The organism is Porphyromonas gingivalis ATCC 33277, assembly GCF_000010505.1.
GTDB classification, from domain to species: Bacteria; Bacteroidota; Bacteroidia; order Bacteroidales; family Porphyromonadaceae; genus Porphyromonas; species Porphyromonas gingivalis.
On sequence record NC_010729.1, the window covers coordinates 1,218,853 to 1,239,283 of the forward strand.

The following is a 20,431-nucleotide window of genomic DNA, read 5'->3' on the forward strand; positions in this document are numbered from 1 at the left end:
GGTTCGCTTTCGTTTATTATCTGTATCGGCGAAGTTTTCTATTGATTGTTGAAAACCTCACATGCACTGCAGAGGCTCGGAACCAAATTGCGGTCGCCATAGCCGTTGTCGATACGGGCTACATTGAGCCAGAACTTATTCTCACGCAGGTATTCCAGCGGATAGGCTGCCTTTTCGCGAGAGTATGGATGCGACCAGTCGTTAGCCGTCACTTCGTACTGAGGATGCGGAGCATTCTTCAATACGTTGTCGATAGCATCCTGTTCGCCACGAGCCACTTCCTGTATCTCTTCCCAGATACAGTTCATCACATCGATGAAACGATCCAGCTCGGCCAGACTCTCACTCTCTGTCGGCTCTATCATCAGAGTGCCATGTACGGGGAAAGAGAGCGTCGGAGCATGGTAGCCGAAGTCCATCAGACGCTTGGCTATGTCGTTCTCGTCGATACCGCTTTCTTTGATCTTGCGACATTCGAGGATCAACTCATGACCTACGCGACCCGTGGCTCCCGTATAGACGATACCGAAAGTATCTTTCAGACGGTTAGCCATGTAGTTGGAGTTCAGGATGGCAATTTTCGTAGCTCTGCGCAGACCTTCGTATCCCATCAGACGAATGTATGCATAGGTGATAGTCGTTACCCCTGCACTTCCGTATGGAGCAGCGGATACTTCCAAGCCGTTGTAGTCCTCACGCAGCGGGTGCGATGGCAGGAATGGAGTCAAGTGCTTGGCCACACAGATAGGACCTACACCCGGACCTCCACCTCCGTGGGGGATGGCAAAGGTCTTGTGCAGATTCAAATGGCACACGTCTGCTCCGATGAAGCCCGGACTGGTCAGTCCTACCTGAGCATTCATGTTGGCACCGTCCATATACACCTGACCTCCACACTCGTGGATGCGATGGCAAAGATCGATAATGTTCGTCTCGAAGATACCGTGCGTACTCGGGTAGGTAATCATCATGGCAGCGATTTCGTCCTTGTGCTGTTCGGTCTTGGCCATGAAGTCCTCCATATCTACGTTGCCTCGCTCGTCGCAAGCTACCGTCACCGTATCGTATCCGCACTGGATGGCACTGGCCGGATTGGTACCGTGGGCAGAAGCCGGCAGGATAACCAGATGGCGGTGTCCCTGTCCGATGCTGTTCAGATAGCCGCGAATAGTGAGCAATCCGGTGTATTCGCCTGCTGCACCGGAGTTAGGTTGGAGCGAAGTGGCATCGAAACCGGTGATAACGGCCAAGTAACGTTCGAGGCTTTCGAGCATCTCGTTGTAGCCTTCCGTCTGGTCTTTCGGAGCATACGGGTGAATGGCATTGAACTGCGGCATCGAAAGGTTGAACAACTCGGATGCGGCATTCAGCTTCATCGTACAAGAACCCAGCGGAATCATGGAGTGTGCCAATGAAATGTCCTTGCGTTCGAGACGTTTGATGTAGCGCATCAGCTCCGTCTCGGTGTGGTAGTTGTTGAATACGTCGTAGTCCAGGAAATTCGAGGTACGGGCAAAGGCACCATCGAAATACCGCTTGTCGATGGCGATGTCCTCCGTGATTGTCTCCTCTTTGCCCAAAACGGATGAGAAGATATAGAGCAGAACACCGAGGTCGGACGGCAGTGTAGTTTCGTCCAAACTGATCAGTATATTGCCATCGGCAGGGTAGAAGAAGTTTACGCTGCATTCTTCAGCCAGTTCGCGTACTTTGTCTGCTGTGACACCGGCCGGCAGCTCCACACGAATCGTGTCGAAGAAGTCTTTATTTGTCAGCTTATAACCGAGTCCGGAGAGCTTCTCGCTGATAAATCCTGCATAAGCATGTACCCTGCCGGCTATGTGGCGCAAGCCATCGGCACCGTGATACACGGCATAGAAGCTGCTCATCGTAGCCAACAAAGCTTGTGCGGTACAGATATTCGATGTGGCTTTCTCTCGTTTGATGTGCTGTTCGCGCGTTTGCAATGCCAGACGATAAGCCGGACGTCCGTAAGCATCTTTGGACATACCGATAATACGGCCGGGGATGTTGCGCTTGTAGTCCATACTCGTGGCCAAATATCCTGCTGACGGGCCGCCGTAATACATGGGAATACCGAAACGCTGTGCTGATCCGAATACGATATCGGCACCCCATTCTCCCGGAGGAGTCAGGATGGTCATACTCAAGAGGTCGGTTGCTACGGCTACTTTGGCATTGGCAGCATGAGCCGCTTCGATGAATGATTTATAATCATTGACGGATCCTTCTGCATCGGGGAACTGTACGATGGCAGCAAATACTTCGGGTGTGAAGTTGAATGTCTTGTAGTCATCCACGACGATCTGCATACCCTGAGGTATGATACGGGTGCGGATCACTTCGATCGTAGAGCGGAATACCTTCTTGTCCACGAAGAGAACGTTGGCACCAGCCTTGATTTGTGTGCGCGAACGGGTATCGAAGAACATACGTGCAGCTTCGGCACCGGCAGTGGCTTCGTCGAGGAGCGAGCAGTTCGTCAAGGGCAGCCCCGTCAGCTCGGTGATCACCGTCTGGAAATTGAAGAGAGCCTCCAAACGCCCCTGTGATACTTCCGCCTGGTAAGGCGTATAGGAGGTGTACCACGCAGGATTCTCCAATACGTTGCGCTGGATGGGAGCCGGCGTAACCGTATCATACCAGCCTTGTCCGATGTAGGAGGTGAAGATCTTGTTCTTGGATCCCAGTTCCATGAAATGTTCGAGCAGTTCGCGCTCGGTCATGGCTTCGGGCAAATCGAGAGGCTCGGGCAACAGAATGTCGCCGGGGATCGTTTCGTGGATCAGCTGATCCATTGACTCTACGCCTATGGTCCGGAGCATGACGGAGAGGTCGCGCTCGGCAATACCAATATGGCGGTTTTCGAATTTGTTCGTATTCATTATTCAATCAAGAAAAGGGTTATTAGTTCGTTCGTAAGCTATCGTAGAAGTAGGCCCGTGTCCGGGGTAGACTACCGTATCGTCGGGAAGGGGGAGAAGTTCCGTACGAATGCTCTTTTTCAGGAGTTCGTAGCTGCCGCCCCATAAGTCGGTCCGGCCCACATCGCCGGCAAAGAGCGCATCGCCGGTAAATACCGCTTGAGCCTGCGGGCAATAGAATGCCAGATGACCGGGCGAGTGCCCCGGGACGAAAAGCACCTTGATGATACTCTCTCCCAATTGAAGAACGTCGCCCGGAGCAATGTATTGTATGGGCGGTTCGTCCATCGTACCGAACATGCCGAAGGCAGCCAGTTGCTTCGACGGAGAAGGCATGTCTTCCACTTCAGCCCGATGCGTGAGCACAGGCAGACCGAAGGTTTTGGCTGCAAAGCCATTGCCCCAAGCATGGTCGAAGTGCAAATGTGTATTGAGCAGGAGCTTTACTGTCAGTTGCTGTTCCTGAACGAAGCGGAGTAGCTGCTGCTCTTCGCTCCCATCCATACAGCCGCAGTCGATAAGTGCAGCTTCGCCCGTGGAGTCGTAAAGGATATATGTATTTTCTGCCACCGAATTGAAGGTGAACATCTTTACTTCTGTCGTTGTCATAGAGGTAAGTAGACCACTTTTTTTGTTTTGAAATACTCTTCTTCGAAGGTCGGCCATAGCTCCTCTGTCATTGCCTTGTTCCGGAATGGCAGTATCTCGTGCTGAAGCTCGCCACCCTTGAGACAGATAAGCCCGTTCGGGAGTGCATTTTGCTGATCTTCACGCCGGATGAGCTTCCTGCAGATCTTGGCCAGTTCGCTCAGCTTCATTACTGCACGGCTGACTACGAAGTCGAATTTCTCACCTATGCTTTCTGCCCGACAGTGCATAGTGCGCACATTGTCAAGCCCCAATGCTTCAGCTACGGCCGAAGCTACTTTCACCTTTTTGCCGATGCTGTCCACCAGCAGGAAAGAGACTTGAGGAAACAAAATCGCCAGTGGAATACCGGGGAAACCTCCACCCGTACCCAGATCCAATACACTTGTGCCGGGTTTGAAGTTCAGCATGCGAGCTATCCCCAAAGAATGCAACACATGGTGCAGATACAAATTGTCTATATCCTTTCGGGAAATGACATTGATGAGGGCATTCCAATGCGTGTACAACCCTCCCATTTGCTCGAACTGTTCGCGTTGCCGTTCGGACAAGTGGGGGAAATATTTCTCGATGATCTCAGTACCTGCTGGTTGGGACAGCGGCTTTTCGGGTATCTCCTGCATATTGGTCATATCGGTCGAAGCAAAAAGGAGGGGGCTACGGCAAGTAACGCTTTAGTGGGGAATCATCCCTTAGCAAAGGAGCCAATACGTCATATCCGAGACGGACATAGACAGCACCTCTGGCATAAGCAGCTATCTGATACTCATTGAAACAGTATGTGAGACCTTTGTCATCGATCATAAAATTGCCATTGGGCTGTATTTCTTCTGCATTGAAGAAACCTATTGCATCCAATTCGGCAGGTGTGGTCTTGCCGAAATCGTGCACCAATTGTCCTATGATGAGTGCAGACAGCCTTTCCGCATAGTCAATCTTGAATATATCTCGCTCTTCAAGCACCTTGCCGGTGGTGCGAAGGATATTGGCAAACCGGACTGTATTCTCCGGATGTGCACCGCCTTCGTAAGTATATGTATTGATGCGTATTGAGATCAATCCCGTATCGCAATAAGCGATAGTATTTTCCTGCTTGTAGATATAGTCCAAAAGGTCAGAAGGAAGCCCTTGCAGATTGGCTTCGGCATTGTTAGAGCGATAGTCTTCTCCCAGCATCTGTGCATAGCCTTCCATGGCATTCTCCGGCGAAGAGGAATCCATCAGGCTGTCGCCGAAGAGCAAACCGTTGAAAATCTCTGTGAGCATATCATCTCCCGAAGGATAGACGTAGCTGATCATCACATGCAGCGATGGCGTATCTATGTCTGCCCGCAGAGGGATGTAGCGTTCGAGGTAGGCCGAATCGAAAGAGACAGACTTCGATTCGGCAGCTTTGTTATTGCTACAGCCCAAAGCAGTGATCAAAGACAATGGAAAGAGTAGCAACAGCACGCTGCGCATGGATTTCATCATAGTGAAAGATTGTAATTCCGATAGATTCATTTTACTGCCACAAATTTACGCAATTCATTCGGATAAGCCTTTTTTTATGCGCCGGTGCACATTCTACCAGCCTGTTCGAAGTTATTAGAGTATCGAAAATTGCTTGCATTTTGATTTGAATGTAGTACGTAAAAACAACTCTGCTCAGAACCTTAACATATTGCCATGCAAAAGAGGGCCTCTGTGAAGAAATGCTTCTTTAAGGCTGTTTTCAATATTGAGCACCTTAAGATGTTACTCGAATTTTGATGAGGTTGATCTCTTCAAACGGTCAAATCTGTTCATGTGGCGGATGAACTATTATCTTTGGCACGACGAAGCCGGTCTTTCCATCATCGAATGAGGTGAGCTCGGCATTTCTCGTTTGTGTTAAAGTCTTAATCAAAGACTTATTTGTGTTCGATATGCAGAGAGAAAAAGATAGCCTTATCGTTGTATCCGGCGGAATGGACAGCGTTACGCTGATGTACGAGAAGAGAGCCTCCATCGCTTTGGCTCTCAGTTTTGACTATGGTTCCAAGCATAATGCCCGTGAATTGTCTTTTGCGCGTCTCCATGCAGAGCGTTTGGGTGTGGAGCATCTGATTATCCCCCTCGATTTTATCGGGCAGTATTTTCAGAGTGATTTGTTGCTTAGTGGAGGAGATATTCCGGAGGGCCGATACGACGAGGAAAATATGAAGAGTACGGTAGTGCCCTTTCGTAACGGCATCATGCTGGCGGTAGCTGCGGGGTTAGCCGAGAGCAGGGGATTGAGGCGGATTTATATCGCCAATCACTTCGGCGACCATGCCATATACCCCGATTGTCGTGCCTCATTTATTCGTCCGATGACCGAAGCTGTTCGGTGCGGTACCACGAACGGCGTGCTCATAGAAGCACCTTATACTGATATTACTAAGACAGATATTGCACGGATAGGAGCTTCATTGGGTATAGACTATGCCGAGACTTGGAGTTGCTACAAGGGGGGGGTGTTTCATTGTGGCGTTTGTGGTACTTGTGTAGAGCGCAAGGAGGCTTTGCACGATGCCGGCATTCCGGATCCCACCGAGTACGAAGGTTGAGTATACTTCATTTGGCACGAAGTTATCAGGCGCGATGAAGAAAATAGGGCTGCTATCCGATACGCATGGCTATATCGACGAAAAGTACCGGATACATTTCGCCGATTGCGATGAGATTTGGCATGCCGGTGACATCGGCTCTGTAGCGGTAGCGGACTATTTGTCGGGTTTGGCTCCGCTGCGTGCTGTCTATGGCAATATAGACGGGCAAGACATTCGTCTGCAGTATCCCGAAGTTCTGCGCTTTTGTGTGGAAGAGGTGAAAGTGTTTATGACGCATATCGGGGGATACCCCGGTCGGTACGAACCTCGTATATATCGAATGCTCGTGCAGGACCCACCTCGTCTTTTTGTCTGTGGGCATAGTCATATTCTCAAAGCTATGTACGATAAGAAGTTGGATATGCTGCATCTGAATCCCGGAGCTGCAGGTAAGTATGGTTTTCATGCTGTTCGTACTCTGATGCGCTTCGTGATCGATGGGCAAGATATACGGGATTTACAGGTGATAGAATTGGCCGATCGATAGAATATTAAAGATGAAACATTTCATTCTCAAAGCTTGCATTTTCTTCTCCCTGCTGTTAGGCGGATGGATATCCTCTTCGTGTCGTGGTGGAGCAACCCCTTCTTCTACCAGTGGGGATTCAGCTCCTGCTAGGATCGATACGCTGGAAATTAAATTGCTCTTCGCCGGAGATATCATGACGCATGGCCCTCAGATAGAAAGTGCAAAGTGCGAAGGTGGGCGCGTGTACGACTTTTCCTCCTCTTTTGATACTTTGGCATCAAGAATAGGGGCTGCCGATCTTGCCATCGGCAATCTGGAGACCACCTTTGCAGGAGCCCCCTACAGTGGATACCCCACCTTCTCTTCTCCTGACGCTATGGGTGAGGCTCTTAAAAATGCCGGTTTCGATGTGCTGACTACTGCCAACAATCATACTGCCGATAAGGGAAAAAAGGGGATTATACGTACTCTCGATATGCTGGATAGTCTGGGTATAGCCCATACAGGCAGCTATCGAGATATTTTCGATCGGGATAAAATGACTCCTCTTATCCTTGAAGTAAAAGGTGTACGCATAGCCATACTGGCCTATACTTATGGTACAAATGGAATGCCTGTACCGGCTCCTACCTGGGTGGATCCTATCGATACGGTCATGATAAAGAAGGATTTGCTGCGAGCGGATTCCTTAGGTGCGGACTACCGCATCGTTCAGATTCATTGGGGAATAGAATACAGAAAGGAGCCTGATAGCGAACAACTGGAGCTTGCACGCAAACTTCACCGCTATGGTGCCGATGCCATCATCGGAAGCCATCCGCATGTGGTGCAAGGCTCCCAATGGCTGAAAAGCGATTCCAAAACATCTTTCGTAATCTATTCGATGGGCAATTTTATAAGCAACCAGAGAAAGCCGGCAGCCACCAGAGGGGGGATGTTGCTATCGCTTACCCTTCGCAAAGTGGGTGATCGGATTACGACCCATCCCGACTATCAATACGTTTTTGTCAATAAGCGCACCCCACAGGGTAAGAGAGTTTATCGCTTGCTGCCTGTGGATCCTTTTTCTTCAGATACTCTGCCCTCTCTCCCTCAGGAGGAGCAACGGGACTACAAGGAATTTGCCAAATATTACCAAATGATACCTCTCGTTCGATAAGAACGAGAGGACAACCGAATTAGAAATCGGCTACAAGTATCTCAGAGGGCTTTCTGAGAGCATTTATCCTTTTCAGAACTTCGAATGATCTCTCGCCGGCGAATCGGTTTCATAACAATGAGACCGTTGCACAAAAACCCTTCCACCCCCTCATATCGATCAAGACAGATACAAGCATTGATTTGACGAAGAAAGGAGAGCTTCATGCGCTCTCTCTGCAAACCTCAAGTAATCTGAAAAACACTTAAGAATCAGCTCTGCGGCAAAAGACTTCAATGAAAGTCCTATAAAATAGTTGCAAATAGCTGATAGTTAGCGCATTGATTGGAGCAGAATCAGTTGACAATCGCGTCCTGCATCGTGCAGGAAGCAAGAATCAGTTGACAATCGCGTCCTGCATCGTGCAGGAAGCAAGAATCAGCTGACAATCGCGTCCTGCATCGTGCAGGAAGCAAGAATCAGCTGACAATCGCGTCCTGCATCGTGCAGGAAGCAAGAATCAGCTGACAATCGCGTCCTGCATCGTGCGGGAAGCAAGAAACAGTTGACAATCGCGTCCTGCATCGTGCAGGAAGCAAGAATCAGTTGACAATCGCGTCCTGCATCGTGCAGGAAGCAAGAATCAGCTGACAATCGCGTCCTGCATCGTGCAGGAAGCAAGAATCAGTTGACAATCGCGTCCTGCATCGTGCAGGAAGCAAGAAACAGCCGACAATCGTTTCTTATTTCTCGCCTATTTGACGAGGAAAGGAGTACTTCTCTAATGGAAACTTGGTGAAATTTCTATTTGCTCGGTGCCCATATACCGGAGGTTTGACCTTTCCCGAAGACACTAAGAATCTGCTCTGCAGCAAAAGAGCTCAATGAAAATCCCATGCAACAGTCTCAACAGTGCAAGAGTCGAAATAACTAAATATGTTGTGTTATGAAAAGGGAGCTATATCAGAATCCGAAAAAATGGCGAAAATCAATTTGTTGTTGAAGCAAAACTTGTAAGTTGCACTTTAATAACTAAGCATTGCCATTAACCAATTTATGCTTTAATCTTTATTTCGTCTGAATATCTTACCTTTGGTGAAATTCTTTTACGAAGCTATGCTTGTAAATAGAAACCTGAAATCAATAGACGCATAAAATCATAATTACAATCATAATTTTTGCTCATCTCTATGAAAAGAAAATTCGGTTTTCTCTGTGCTGTGCTGCTGGGGATCGCTGTGGCGACTCCTAAGGCAGAGGCTTGCACCAATCTGATCGTAGCCAAAGGGGCTTCGACTGACGGTTCGGTAATCATCAGCTATTCGGCAGATTCGCATACGCTCTATGGGGAGTTGTATCACTGGGCTGCTCGTGATTGGGCTGAAGGAACAATGCGCCCAATTATCGAATGGGACACGAACAAACCACTTGGATTCATTCCCGAAGTAGCGCATACCTACAATGTCATCGGTAATGTGAACGAACACCAAGTGGCTATTGCCGAGACGACATGGGGCGGACGTCCCGAATTGGCCGAAAGTGATGGTATCATGGACTATGGTAGCCTGATCTATGTGGCTCTCCAGCGTTCTAAGACAGCTCGTGAGGCTATAGACGTCATAACCAATCTGGTAAAGGAATACGGCTATCATAGCAGTGGCGAAAGTTTTAGTGTTGCCGATAAGAACGAAGTTTGGATTCTGGAGATGATCGGCAAGGGTAAGGGGCGCAAAGGTGCTGTGTGGGCAGCTGTGCGCATTCCGGACAATGCTATCAGTGCACATGCCAATCAAGCTCGCATCCAGCAGATCGATTTCAAGAGTAAAGATTATCTCTATTCTCCCGATGTCGTTTCATTTGCCCGTGAGATGGGATTCTTCCAAGGAACAGACAAGGATTTTAGCTTCCAAGAAGCATATAACCCTTATACCGAAGGTGGTCTTCGTGGTTGTGAAGCTCGTGTATGGGCTTTCTTCAATAAGTTCAATTCGCATATGGGTAAGTATGAAGCTTTTATACGGAATCAGAGCAAGGATAAAATGCCTCTCTATATTGTTCCGGATCGCAAGCTCTCTGTCGCTGATGTTCGCGATATGATGCGTGATCACTACGAAGGTACTTCCCTATGTATGACGAACGATCCGGGTGCCGGCCCTTATAAAGTACCCTACCGTTGGCGTCCGATGAGCTTCGAAGTGGATGGCAAGGAGTACGTTAATGAACGTGCCATTGCCACTCAGCAAACCGGATTTGTTTTCGTAGCCCAGTTGCGTAATTGGCTCCCCGATGCCATTGGCGGTGTTAATTGGTTTGGCGTGGACGATGCCGATATGGCCGTTATGAGTCCGATCTATTGTTCCACAACGCGTGTGCCGGAGTGCTTCCGTCAGGGTAATGGCGATATGATGCACTTTTCTTGGACTTCGGCTTTCTGGATCCACAATTGGGTGGCTAATATGGCATATCACCGCTATGATCAGATGATAGCCGATATTCGCCCTGTACAGCGTGAACTCGAAGGAGCTTGTGACCGCATACTTCCGACTATCGACAAGCAAGCACAAGAGCTATACGCTCTGGATCCGGCCAAAGCTGTAGCATTCCTGACAAATTACAGCAACGAAGAGGCAGAGAAAGCAACTGCCCGTTGGAAGCGTCTTGGGGAATATCTGATGGTAAAGTACATGGATGGCAATCGCAAGAAAGAGGAGAGTGGCCGATTCAAGACAAATGGATACGGTTTCAGTGCCATGCCTGATTTCCCCGGTTATAGTCAGGAATACTATCGACAGATAGCAACATCTGAAGCGGCCGAACGCTTGCTCAAGAAAGAAAAGGAACAACATTAAGTTGGTTTATTCCCTATCTTTGTTCCCGAAATAAAAAGAGACAAGACCGATCAAGGTCGGTCTTGTTCTTTCGGCTCTGTAGTTCAATGGATAGAATAGTGGTTTCCTAAACCATAGATTCGGGTTCGATTCCCGACGGAGCTACCAACCTGAAAAACACTGAAATCAATACCTTTCGCTCATACTACTGATGCCGTAGAGGCGTCATGTACGCATCTTTTCAGATCTATGGGTCGAAATAAATTCGGATTCGGAATACCTTCCGAGTTCTTTTTTTCTAAATATGCCTTAGTGTTGCATTTATTTGTGGAGTGTACACATAGAAAAAACTAAACTTCAGAAAACCCTTCGAAGTTCCCATCCTAAATTTATCTAACCGTTGCACTTGAGACTGGAATGTGCACAACGCCCTGATCGGGAGGCCAAATAGGCATCTGCCAATGTCAACCAGGTCATGGCTTCTACCACCGGTACGGCTCGTGGCACCACACAAGGATCATGCCTTCCCACAGCTGAGAGGGATATGCTTTCTCCCTGTTCGTTGACAGTCTGCTGTTTTTGCCCAATGGTAGGAGTCGGTTTGAATGCCACGCGGAAACGAATATCCTGACCGGTGCTGATACCTCCGCTAATACCCCCTGAATGATTGGAAAGAAACGAGATGCCACCATCTTCTGCAGCGACCATCTGATCATTTGTTTCGGAGCCACGCATGGATGCCAGGGCAAATCCGTCCCCAACTTCAAAACCCTTGGCTGCATTGATGCTTAGCATGGCTGCACCAAGAGCAGCATGCAGTTTGCCATAAAGAGGTTCACCCCAACCAACCGGAACGCCACTTATATGGCAATCGACTATACCCCCCACGCTGTCAGATTCTTTCTTTGCCGTTTCTATTACAGCTTCCATCAATCCGGAAGCATTAGGATCAGGGCAGCGAATGGGGGAAGACTCTACTTCTTCAGGGCTATATTCTTTGGCATTTTCTTGGGGTATACATACAGGGCCAATCTGTGACGTATAGGCTGTACATCGGATTCCCAATGGAGCCAGGAGTTGCTTGGCAACAGCTCCTGCCACTACGCGGACAGCCGTTTCGCGGGCAGAAGAACGTCCCCCACCACGAGGATCACGGATACCATATTTATGGAAATATGTATAGTCGGCATGTCCCGGACGAAAGATGGAGCTGAGACTGTCGTAGTCAGCAGAACGTACATCTTTATTGTCTATCATGAAAGCAATAGGAGCACCGGTGGTTTCTCCCCGAAATAGGCCGGAGATAAACTGTACCATGTCACTCTCCTGCCGGGGAGAAGTATAATGTGACTGCCCTGGGCGACGACGAAGTAACTCTCGCTCGATGGCTTCCATGTCTACAAAAAGCCCTGCCGGACAGCCGTCGATGACACCTCCGATAGCTTTACCGTGGGATTCTCCGAATGTAGTCAGCCGGAATAACTTACCTATTGTATTCATCTGATTTATAATAGCTGTGTTTGTGACATTCTCAGCTTCAGACAGAGTTTCTGACAAAGAGCAGATACTGAGAAATTAAAAAGCTCCAAGCCATTGCTTTTTAGAGACAACGGTTTGGAGCTTTTCTCCGTTTTATTGCTTCGTCCCGATCAGTGACAGCCACAGTCACTGCCACAGCTGCAACCATCTGATGATTCACTTTCGCAGCTACAACCGCAACCACAGCCGGAGTGGCCTCCAAAGAACTGTTCGATCTCTTCTGCCGTCGCTTCACGCTCTTCGATGATCTCTCCTATGAAATGAAGATTCTCACCGGCCAAAGGATGATTGAAGTCCATTACCACTACATCGTCCCGTACTTCCAGTACAGAACCTTGCAAGGTATTGCCTTCGGCATCGCGCATCGGCACGGTATTGCCTTCATAGACGATGGAAGAGTCGAATCGGCCTTCTTCGTCTTTGAAGATATCCTTGGGCAGCTCCAATACGGCATCTTCCTGACGTTCGCCATAGGCATCTTCGCTCTTAAGCTCGAAGTCGAATTTGTCACCCACAGCCAACCCGAACAAATGCTTTTCGAACTCGGGCAACATCATACCCATACCATGTATATAGCACAACGGCCTTTCGGCCGTGGCCTGCTCCATCAATTCTTTCTCCTCTGCCAACCCTACATACAAGTCGTAGCTACAGGTCACAAATTTATTTGCTGAAATACTCATTTTACCAAAATTATCATGTTAAACGCTACCAAAAGTAGCATAAAAAGGGATTAGTCATAACTGCTCTTAAGAAACAGACGGGCAAATTTCCGCTCTGCAACTTTCAGAGCCATCACTTTTCGCATCGGCAGCACTCGTTTGAATTTATAGTAGTACTCTTTTTCCAACCGTGCCTCTGCAATTTTATTGTCCAAACTCTTATTGATGATCAGCTCCATGTCGGCATCCGTCAATTCGGCTTTTCGTTCCATCAGAGCACGCTTTTGTCGAACGTCTTTCCACAGCTCGTAGCGTTTGGTGTCCAGCTCGTTGTACAGCGGAAGAAAAGCATCGGTCTCCTCCTGCGTCAGCTCCAGTTCAAGGATGAAGAAAGCATTGCGTTGGTTCATGAACTCCCTCTTCCGACCTTGTTGTTCAGACTCCTGAAATTTGGTCGCTACAGAATAGGGAGGCATCGCTGCCTGCGAGAGAGTTGGCAGCAGAGCAGCCAATATAATAGTAAGAGAAAAGATTCGCTTCATACCGCTTAGATGGTGGTGCGAGTGTCGCTCGATCATTCGCTGAAATCCGTTAGTACCCATTCGTCTGACACTGTTTCAGCACAGTTGTCATGGAGGAAATCTCTATAATCGGTGTCCTCGCTCCATCTGGTGTCGCCATGGTCTAAAGCAACAAGTCCGGCTGATGTGGAGGTGGTTCTACCGGTATCACTCCCCTCTCCGAAAAGGCTGAAGGCCTTGAACATACCGATCATCAGCAGGAATGATGCCGCCAAATAAAGCAACGGGCGCAATTTAGGCCACAATGCTACCGAAGGCACAACCACAGTATTTTCCTCTTTAACGGCTGGAATCTGGGCCATGAGTTTGTCCGTAAAAGAGGCGAAGTAGTCATCCGGCACAGAGTAGTGTCGAATACTGTCCTCTTTCGGACGGATATTCACATCGGGGTCGAACTGTTTCATGTGAGCTTTGTTAGTTACGATTATAGAGGCTTGTTCTTAGGGCAAGTTTAATCATCGGGCGACAAAAAACGCTCCAACTTCTTCACAGCATGGTGGTACGATGCCTTGAGAGCACCTTCCGAGGTACCGGTGATTTCGGCCATTTTTTCGTAAGGCATCTCATCGTAGTACCGAAGGTTGAACACCAACCGCTGTTTATCAGGCAATTCCAGTATAGCCTTTTGGAAGGCAATTTCGGCTTCATCTCCATCGAAATAAACATCCCCCGTGAGGTTGTCGAGCAGATAGGAGTTTTCGTCCGTGATCGATATACTCATATCGTCTTCGATCTTTTTCTTCTTCAGGAAATTGAGTGATTCGTACATGGCTATCCGATAGAGCCAGGTGGAGAGTTTGGCCTCCCCACGAAAACCGTCCAATGCACTCCATGCCTTCATAAAGGTATTTTGGAGCAAGTCGTCCGTATCGTCATGACTGAGCACCATTCGGCGGATTTGCCAGTAGAGTTTACGGTTGTACAGGCGTACTACCTTTTCAAAGGCCATACGCCGCCTTGCCGGATCTCTCAGCTCTTCCAGCAACTCTTCTTCCGAAATCAATAGCTTATCAGCCATAATGATGCGGTAAAGATAGCAAAAGAGTGCTTTATCTATGTCAATAAAGTCGAAGATTCAGCTCTGATCCTGTAGCGAGAGACCGAAACATGAGAGAGTTATGCTCCTGTGCTTTCCATTCTATGGCCACTCTACCCTTTCGACTCATGCGGCAATCCAAATTCAAATCCTTTGATCCAGTTGCGCTACCCAGACAAGGTATTGCAAATGCCTCTCGGCTATTACCCAAAATACGTGCGAAAAAAGTTTTCAACAACGAAGCGGAGTTTGGAATGATTCTAAATAAGCACCTGAAAGGGAACGGATTTTGAAGTCAAAAATATGAAGAAACGAACTTTTTCAGGTCAAAATATGGTTTGTGGGAGACAAGATAACGATCTATATACAAACTGTTTACGATAAATATATAGATCGTTTGCGATTTGTATATAAATCATTTTCAATTTATATATAGATCGAAACTCATTTGTATATAAATCGAAGACCGAAAAAGGCCCTTTCGGGAGCTGAAATAAAAGAGGCACCCGCACGATTCGTGGCCGAACCGTGCGGGTGCCTATGCCTTTAGGAGAAGTATAAGAGGGCTTATTCCTACTTATTCGTCATAGGGATATATGCTGTTTGTCCAAATATCGAGATGGCATGGTAGGTTATGGGCGCGAAAGGATCGGCCGGAAAGATCGGGGGTATAAAGGTGTTCGGTGCACATATTCTGTCGTCGTTAAGTCTATTATCCATGTAGTTCTATTCAAGCAATCGGCTCTCTTGGCAGCGACATCCAACTTCCGACAGAGAGCTTCATCGGGCGACAAATGTAAGAAAATATGGTTCATCCGACATTCAGCGTGACGGAGGCGTGATGCAAGGCATAGAGTCTTAGGTTGAAGTATTGTTGATCTCTAAATCCATATGCCACTCTTTTGAGTACCTTTTCGAGACCTTTGCACGGCAATTAGTGTGTATTTTGTTTGTTAATTCATTGTATAATAGGGAGTTATTTTGTATATTTGAGTATTAAAAACAGCATAATATTCCTCCCATGGCATACCAATCCAAGAATACCGATGAGCATGTAACATTTGCAGACGCACTCCTTTCAAAGCGTTATCGCAAAGCACAAAACGACTTCCTCAATCAGGTTGACAGGCTTATCGATTGGTGTCCGATCAGGACGCTGATCAACAAGAAATACACGAAGCGGCAAAATGCCATCGGCGCACCGGCTTATGACGTGATTCTCTTATTCAAGGTGTTGCTTTTGGAGACATGGTACAACCTCAGTGATTGTGCTTTGGAGGAGCGCATCAATGATTCGATCACCTTTTCCCGATTCTTGGGGCTGAAGATGGAAGAGGTGTCTCCCGACCACAGCACCATCAGTCGATTTCGTTCGGCACTGACAGAGTTGGGTCTCATGGACAAACTGTTGGCGCGGTTTAACAAACAACTTTCCCGCCATCACATTTCGGTAAGGGAAGGGGTGCTTGTCGATGCAAGCCTTGTGGAGATACGGAGTACCATCGAACGCACCTTTGGCAGTATTCGCCGGTGGTTTCATGGCGGACGATGTCGATACCGGGGACTTGCCAAGATCCATACTCAAAACATTCTTGAAAGCATCGCCTTTAATTTATACAGAACCCCGGGGATAATTATGTCCTCATCTCTAGGATAAGGCATAACCACCCTTGAGGAGCTCGTGCAAGTAGCTCCGCAAGGGGATTTACAACTACTTTCACTCCTTACTGCCACCCCTTTCACTCGCTCCTTTTATGCCAAGAGCTCCTCTTTACTCCATCTCCTTTTTTTTCAAAGGTCTCATGAAAATAGAGGCTGCCCCATAAACTTATGAAGCAGCCTCTAATGTCATTTGCAGTCTATCGGAAGGGTATCAGCTAAGGCCTTCGATGAAACCGTCTACTATATCTATATGTACAGCTTGCGGTTCTTTGGGGAGTCCGGGCATACGCATGATCTCTCCGATGATAACGACCAGCATGCCTGCTCCACGGTTGATGATGATGTCGGATACTTTGAGCTCAAACCCTCTGACATCTCCCTTGGCTTTGGGGTCGGATGAGAAAGAGTACTGCGTCTTGGCAATACAAACGGGGAGATGATCCAGCGATTGCATGGCAATCTTTTTGAGCTTGCCGTCTGCTTTGGAGCTATACACTACACTCCCTGCGCTGTATATTTCCTTGGCGATCTTCTCGATCTTCATTTTCACGGGATTCTCCGGCTCATAGGCATATTTCAGAGGCTGGGAGGGTTTATTTTCCACCATTTCCACAACAAGTTTTGCCAGTTCTTCCGCACCTTTTCCGCCTTCTGCAAAGGCGTTGTTCACAGCGAAGCCGACATTTTGCCCGATACAATGCTCACGAACGATGCTGATCTCTTCTTCTTCGTCGGTGTCGAAGCGGTTGAATGCAACGATTACTTGCTGACCGAATTTTTTCAGATTGTATATGTGGCGATCCAGATTGGACAAACCTCTTCTGAGAGCTTCGGCATTGGGTGCCTTGATTTCCGTTTCGGCAACGCCGCCATGCAGTTTGAGCGCGCGCAGCGTGGCTACAAGGACAGTAAGCTTGGGTGCGACACCCATTTCCCGACATTTGATGTCAAGGAATTTTTCTGCACCCAGATCTGCACCGAAACCGGCCTCGGTGACGGCATATTCGCCGAAAGAGAGAGCCATCTTTGTGGCCAAGATGGAGTTACAGCCATGTGCGATATTGGCAAAGGGGCCTCCATGTACAAATGCCGGAGTGTGCTCTGTGGTCTGTACCAGATTTGGCTTTATGGCATCTTTGAGCAAGACGGCAATGGATCCTGCTATGCCGAGGTCTTTGACCGTAAAGGGAGCACCTTCTTTGGTATAGCCGAGAAGAATATTTTCAAGACGGCTACGGAGGTCTTCAAAGTCTTTGGCCAGACAGAGGATAGCCATGATCTCGGAAGCCGGCGTAATGTCAAAACCGGTCTGGCGAGGTATTCCGTCCGAGATGGTACCCAACCCCGTAACGGCATTGCGCAAAGAGCGGTCGTTAACGTCCAGTACACGCTTCCAAAGTATTTCGGAGAGGCCGTCGCAAGTATTGCGGTTCTGGTAAATATAGTTCTCCAAAAGAGCCGTAATCATGTTGTGAGCCGAAGTGACAGCATGGAAATCACCGGTGAAGTGGAGGTTGATGTTCTCCATGGGCAGTACCTGTGCATAGCCACCTCCGGCAGCCCCCCCTTTCATACCGAAGCAAGGCCCGAGCGAAGGTTCGCGCAAGGCTACGATTGCCTTCTTCCCGATATGGTTGAGTCCCAGAGCCAATCCGATGGAGACAGTGGTTTTTCCCACACCGGCCTTGTTCGGCGTAATGGCTGTCACCAGAATCAGATTTCCCTTTTTTACTTTCTCTTCGTCGATACAGCTTAGCGGCACTTTGGCCGTGTATCGTCCGTATGGTTCTAATTGTTCGACAGGCAAGTCGATTGACTCTGCTATCTGTTCGATTCTTTGCAGTTCGATGTCACGTGCAATCTGAATGTCCGATTTCATTCTATTTTATTTTTGAAGTTTGAGAATCCTTTTTTTGTGATGTTTTTATTCGCTGTGTATATAACAAAAAAAGAAGTAATCGGTTGTACGGTCGATGAAAAAGCTTATCTTTCGAACGATTTTTCAGAAAGATTCAAATCATAAAAATGCACTGTTATGGCTGCTAAAGGGAAAAAAAAGAATTTCGTGTTGGACACTAATGTGATGCTGCACGACTATGAATGCATAGAGAAATTTGAAGAAAACGACATCTATATCCCTATCGTTTCGCTCGAAGAATTGGATAAGTTCAAAAAAGGAAGCGAACAAATCAACTTCAACGCACGAGCTTTTGTCCGCCGTCTGGATGAGATATCCGATCAGGATCTGTTCGCGAAAGGGGCTTCTCTGGGAGAAGGCTTGGGGCGAATCTTCGTCAAGATCAATGGCCAATACCACACCAAAGTAAAAGAAGCGTTCGGCGAAAACAAGGCCGACCATCGTATCCTCTCCATCGCTATGACGCTGGCTGATGAGCAGCCCAACATCAAGACTATCCTCGTCACCAAAGACGTGAACCTGCGGATGAAAGCCCGCTCCCTCGGAATGCTCGTAGAGGATTACATCAATGACAAGGTGACTCGAGTAGACCTTTTCGAGAATGCCGAGCCGGAATACGAAGGTGTTGACGGCGATCTGATCGATCGTATTTATGCATCCAAAGACGGCATCGATATAGACGAGTGGGAATTGGGTTCGAAGATCGATCCTAACGACTGCTTCGTGATGAAGAGCGAACGCAACAGTGTATTGGCACGTTACAATCCTTTCACCGGGAAGATAGTCAGGGTTGAGAAAGGACACTATTTCGGGATCCAACCACGCAATGCAGAGCAGACCTTCGCCATGCACATACTTACAGATCCGAATGTAAAGCTCATCGGACTGACGGGGAAAGCCGGTACGGGGAAAACATTGCTGGCTCTGGCAGCAGCTCTCAGTCAGGAACAGTCCTACAAACAAATCCTGCTTGCACGGCCCATCGTCTCATTGGCCAATAAGGACTTGGGATTCCTGCCGGGCGATGAGAAAGCCAAAGTGGCACCATACATGCAACCGCTTTTCGACAATCTGAATGTGATCAAAGGACAGTTGGCTCAAAATAGCAGCGAACTCCGCAGGTTGGACGAAATGCAGAAAACCGAAAAGCTCGTTATCGAAGCTTTGGCATACATCAGAGGACGTAGCGTGTCGGAAACGATATTTATCGTCGATGAAGCACAAAACCTGACTCCTCACGAAATCAAAACGATTATCACCCGTGCAGGAGAAGGTAGCAAGCTGATTTTTACAGGCGACATCGAACAGATCGACTCTCCATACCTCGATGCCCAAAGCAACGGATTGGCCTATATGATCGAAAGGATGAAGGGGCAACCGCTCTTCGCCCATGTCAATCTGATCAAGGGCGAACGAAGCGAGCTGAGCGAATTGGCCAGTGATTTGCTCTGATTCTCCGGTTCCGTTTTTCAAGGAAAACAAAGAGGCCGACACAAACGTCAGCGTACCTTATCCGGATTCCGGTTGACGAAATCTTTCCAATTCTTGACTGCCGATCCGCCCGAACGAGCCATAGGTCCCGACGTCTGAAAGAAGTGGCAGACGGCAGCCGCCAGTCCGTCCGTGGCATCCATTTCAGGTAACATCTGTTCGTCAGGTATTCGTAAATAGCGTTGGAGCATGCCGGCTACCTGCTCTTTGCTCGCATTGCCATTACCTGTAATCGCTTGCTTGATGCGCATCGGAGCATATTCCGTAATAGGAATGTCGCGAGCCAAAGCCGCTGCCATAGCAACACCCTGAGCCCGCCCCAACTTGAGCATACTCTGTACATTCTTCCCAAAGAAAGGTGCTTCGATAGCCATTTCATCCGGTAGGAATTCATCGATCAGACCTGTAATCCTGTCGAATATGCGTTTCAGACGGATATAGTGATTGTCGAATTTTTCCAGACGTATTACCCCCATAGCCATGAGTCGGGGAGTATTCCCCGCGACGTGAAGCATCCCGTAGCCCATCAGTATTGTGCCGGGGTCTACTCCCATGATAATGCGTTCTTTCGGACTCATTCTTTGCTTACAATTCTATTCTTCTCATCATGGTGGCAAAGCCCATGACCCTGTTGCCGAACTTCCCGATGAGGGTCGCTATATGTTTTGCCCCCGGGCCACACCAATATTCATCGATATCAGTCAATTGGTCTGCGAAGAAATGGAGAGCCAGCGATACGCCTTCTTCCTGTGCTCCCTTTTCGATGCGGTGTAGGGCAGGGGAATGCATAGATCCGTCGGAGACAACCGATGGGATGAAAGTCGAACGAAGATAGTCGATCAATGTCTCCTCTACGGCAGCCTCCGTTACCCACGTTATATTGTACAAAACCATTCTGTGTA

General features: G+C 48.2%; 18 protein-coding genes, 1 tRNA gene and 1 pseudogene. 8 read left to right on the forward strand and 12 right to left on the reverse strand.

The genetic code is table 11. From position 1 onward, the window contains the following. Positions 1-38: 38 nt before the first annotated feature. From gcvP to PGN_RS05255, 4 genes are read right to left on the reverse strand one after another with little or no spacing between them, the layout of a single operon-like run. Complete coding sequence (gcvP, locus tag PGN_RS05240) at positions 39-2,906, reverse strand: aminomethyl-transferring glycine dehydrogenase (RefSeq protein WP_012458022.1); 2,868 nt, start codon at positions 2,904-2,906, stop codon at positions 39-41. 3 nt (positions 2,907-2,909) lie between these two features. Then, positions 2,910-3,554, reverse strand: coding sequence for an MBL fold metallo-hydrolase (locus tag PGN_RS05245; RefSeq protein WP_012458023.1), 645 nt, complete (start codon positions 3,552-3,554; stop codon positions 2,910-2,912). Further along, entirely contained in the window at positions 3,551-4,225 is a 675-nt protein-coding gene (gene rsmG, locus PGN_RS05250) for a 16S rRNA (guanine(527)-N(7))-methyltransferase RsmG (protein ID WP_012458024.1), read from the reverse strand. The genes PGN_RS05245 and rsmG overlap by 4 nt, the downstream gene beginning before the upstream one ends. Positions 4,226-4,250: 25 nt before the next feature. Continuing rightward, positions 4,251-5,066: a DUF3298 and DUF4163 domain-containing protein gene (locus PGN_RS05255; RefSeq protein WP_230846986.1), complete on the reverse strand. Its 816-nt coding sequence runs from the start codon at positions 5,064-5,066 to the stop codon at positions 4,251-4,253. Positions 5,067-5,500: 434 nt separating this feature from the next. Here PGN_RS05255 and queC point away from each other — a divergent pair, with 434 nt between their 5' ends. The 5 genes from queC to PGN_RS05280 all read left to right on the forward strand — a co-directional run bounded on the left by queC (position 5,501) and on the right by PGN_RS05280 (position 10,808). Beyond that, the gene (queC, locus tag PGN_RS05260; protein WP_012458026.1) at positions 5,501-6,163 is read left to right on the forward strand and encodes a 7-cyano-7-deazaguanine synthase QueC; all 663 of its coding nucleotides are present in this window, start codon (positions 5,501-5,503) and stop codon (positions 6,161-6,163) included. A gap of 34 nt (positions 6,164-6,197) precedes the next feature. Further along, positions 6,198-6,692, forward strand: a complete 495-nt coding sequence (locus tag PGN_RS05265; protein WP_012458027.1) for a metallophosphoesterase family protein — start codon at positions 6,198-6,200, stop codon at positions 6,690-6,692. A 10-nt stretch (positions 6,693-6,702) separates the two neighbouring features. Continuing rightward, complete coding sequence (locus PGN_RS05270) at positions 6,703-7,833, forward strand: CapA family protein (RefSeq protein ID WP_012458028.1); 1,131 nt, start codon at positions 6,703-6,705, stop codon at positions 7,831-7,833. Between the two features lie 1,169 nt (positions 7,834-9,002). Then, complete coding sequence (locus PGN_RS05275) at positions 9,003-10,661, forward strand: dipeptidase (protein ID WP_010956279.1); 1,659 nt, start codon at positions 9,003-9,005, stop codon at positions 10,659-10,661. Positions 10,662-10,733: 72 nt separating this feature from the next. Continuing rightward, a tRNA-Arg gene (locus tag PGN_RS05280) sits at positions 10,734-10,808 on the forward strand. A gap of 225 nt (positions 10,809-11,033) precedes the next feature. Here PGN_RS05280 and aroC read toward each other — a convergent pair. The 5 genes from aroC to PGN_RS05305 all read right to left on the reverse strand — a co-directional run bounded on the left by aroC (position 11,034) and on the right by PGN_RS05305 (position 14,440). Next, the gene (gene aroC / locus PGN_RS05285) at positions 11,034-12,140 is read right to left on the reverse strand and encodes a chorismate synthase (protein WP_012458031.1); all 1,107 of its coding nucleotides are present in this window, start codon (positions 12,138-12,140) and stop codon (positions 11,034-11,036) included. Between the two features lie 149 nt (positions 12,141-12,289). Then, the gene (locus PGN_RS05290; RefSeq protein ID WP_012458032.1) at positions 12,290-12,862 is read right to left on the reverse strand and encodes an FKBP-type peptidyl-prolyl cis-trans isomerase; all 573 of its coding nucleotides are present in this window, start codon (positions 12,860-12,862) and stop codon (positions 12,290-12,292) included. A gap of 50 nt (positions 12,863-12,912) precedes the next feature. Beyond that, positions 12,913-13,443: a hypothetical protein gene (locus PGN_RS05295; RefSeq protein WP_005873416.1), complete on the reverse strand. Its 531-nt coding sequence runs from the start codon at positions 13,441-13,443 to the stop codon at positions 12,913-12,915. Beyond that, positions 13,416-13,826 (reverse strand): hypothetical protein, encoded by a 411-nt coding sequence (locus PGN_RS05300; protein ID WP_012458034.1) that lies wholly within the window; start codon positions 13,824-13,826, stop codon positions 13,416-13,418. Before PGN_RS05300 ends, PGN_RS05295 begins: the two co-directional genes overlap by 28 nt. Positions 13,827-13,873: 47 nt before the next feature. Next, entirely contained in the window at positions 13,874-14,440 is a 567-nt protein-coding gene (locus tag PGN_RS05305) for an RNA polymerase sigma factor (protein ID WP_004585541.1), read from the reverse strand. A gap of 1,039 nt (positions 14,441-15,479) precedes the next feature. Here PGN_RS05305 and PGN_RS05315 point away from each other — a divergent pair. Together PGN_RS05315 and PGN_RS12385 are read left to right on the forward strand one after the other, a co-directional pair. After that, complete coding sequence (locus PGN_RS05315; RefSeq protein ID WP_012458037.1) at positions 15,480-16,115, forward strand: transposase; 636 nt, start codon at positions 15,480-15,482, stop codon at positions 16,113-16,115. A 24-nt stretch (positions 16,116-16,139) separates the two neighbouring features. Then, positions 16,140-16,284 (forward strand): annotated as a pseudogene (locus PGN_RS12385) (DNA methylase). Between the two features lie 47 nt (positions 16,285-16,331). Here the strand turns inward: PGN_RS12385 and PGN_RS05320 are convergent. Further along, positions 16,332-17,999, reverse strand: coding sequence for a formate--tetrahydrofolate ligase (locus PGN_RS05320; protein WP_004585540.1), 1,668 nt, complete (start codon positions 17,997-17,999; stop codon positions 16,332-16,334). A 156-nt stretch (positions 18,000-18,155) separates the two neighbouring features. Here PGN_RS05320 and PGN_RS05325 point away from each other — a divergent pair, with 156 nt between their 5' ends. Further along, positions 18,156-19,490 (forward strand): PhoH family protein, encoded by a 1,335-nt coding sequence (locus tag PGN_RS05325; RefSeq protein WP_005875438.1) that lies wholly within the window; start codon positions 18,156-18,158, stop codon positions 19,488-19,490. A gap of 47 nt (positions 19,491-19,537) precedes the next feature. On the opposite strand, the gene ruvC is transcribed toward PGN_RS05325, so the two are convergent. Both ruvC and PGN_RS05335 read right to left on the reverse strand, forming a co-directional pair. Then, positions 19,538-20,107, reverse strand: a complete 570-nt coding sequence (gene ruvC / locus PGN_RS05330; RefSeq protein ID WP_012458038.1) for a crossover junction endodeoxyribonuclease RuvC — start codon at positions 20,105-20,107, stop codon at positions 19,538-19,540. Between the two features lie 7 nt (positions 20,108-20,114). After that, positions 20,115-20,423, reverse strand: a complete 309-nt coding sequence (locus PGN_RS05335; RefSeq protein WP_012458039.1) for a DUF4286 family protein — start codon at positions 20,421-20,423, stop codon at positions 20,115-20,117. Positions 20,424-20,431: the final 8 nt, after the last annotated feature.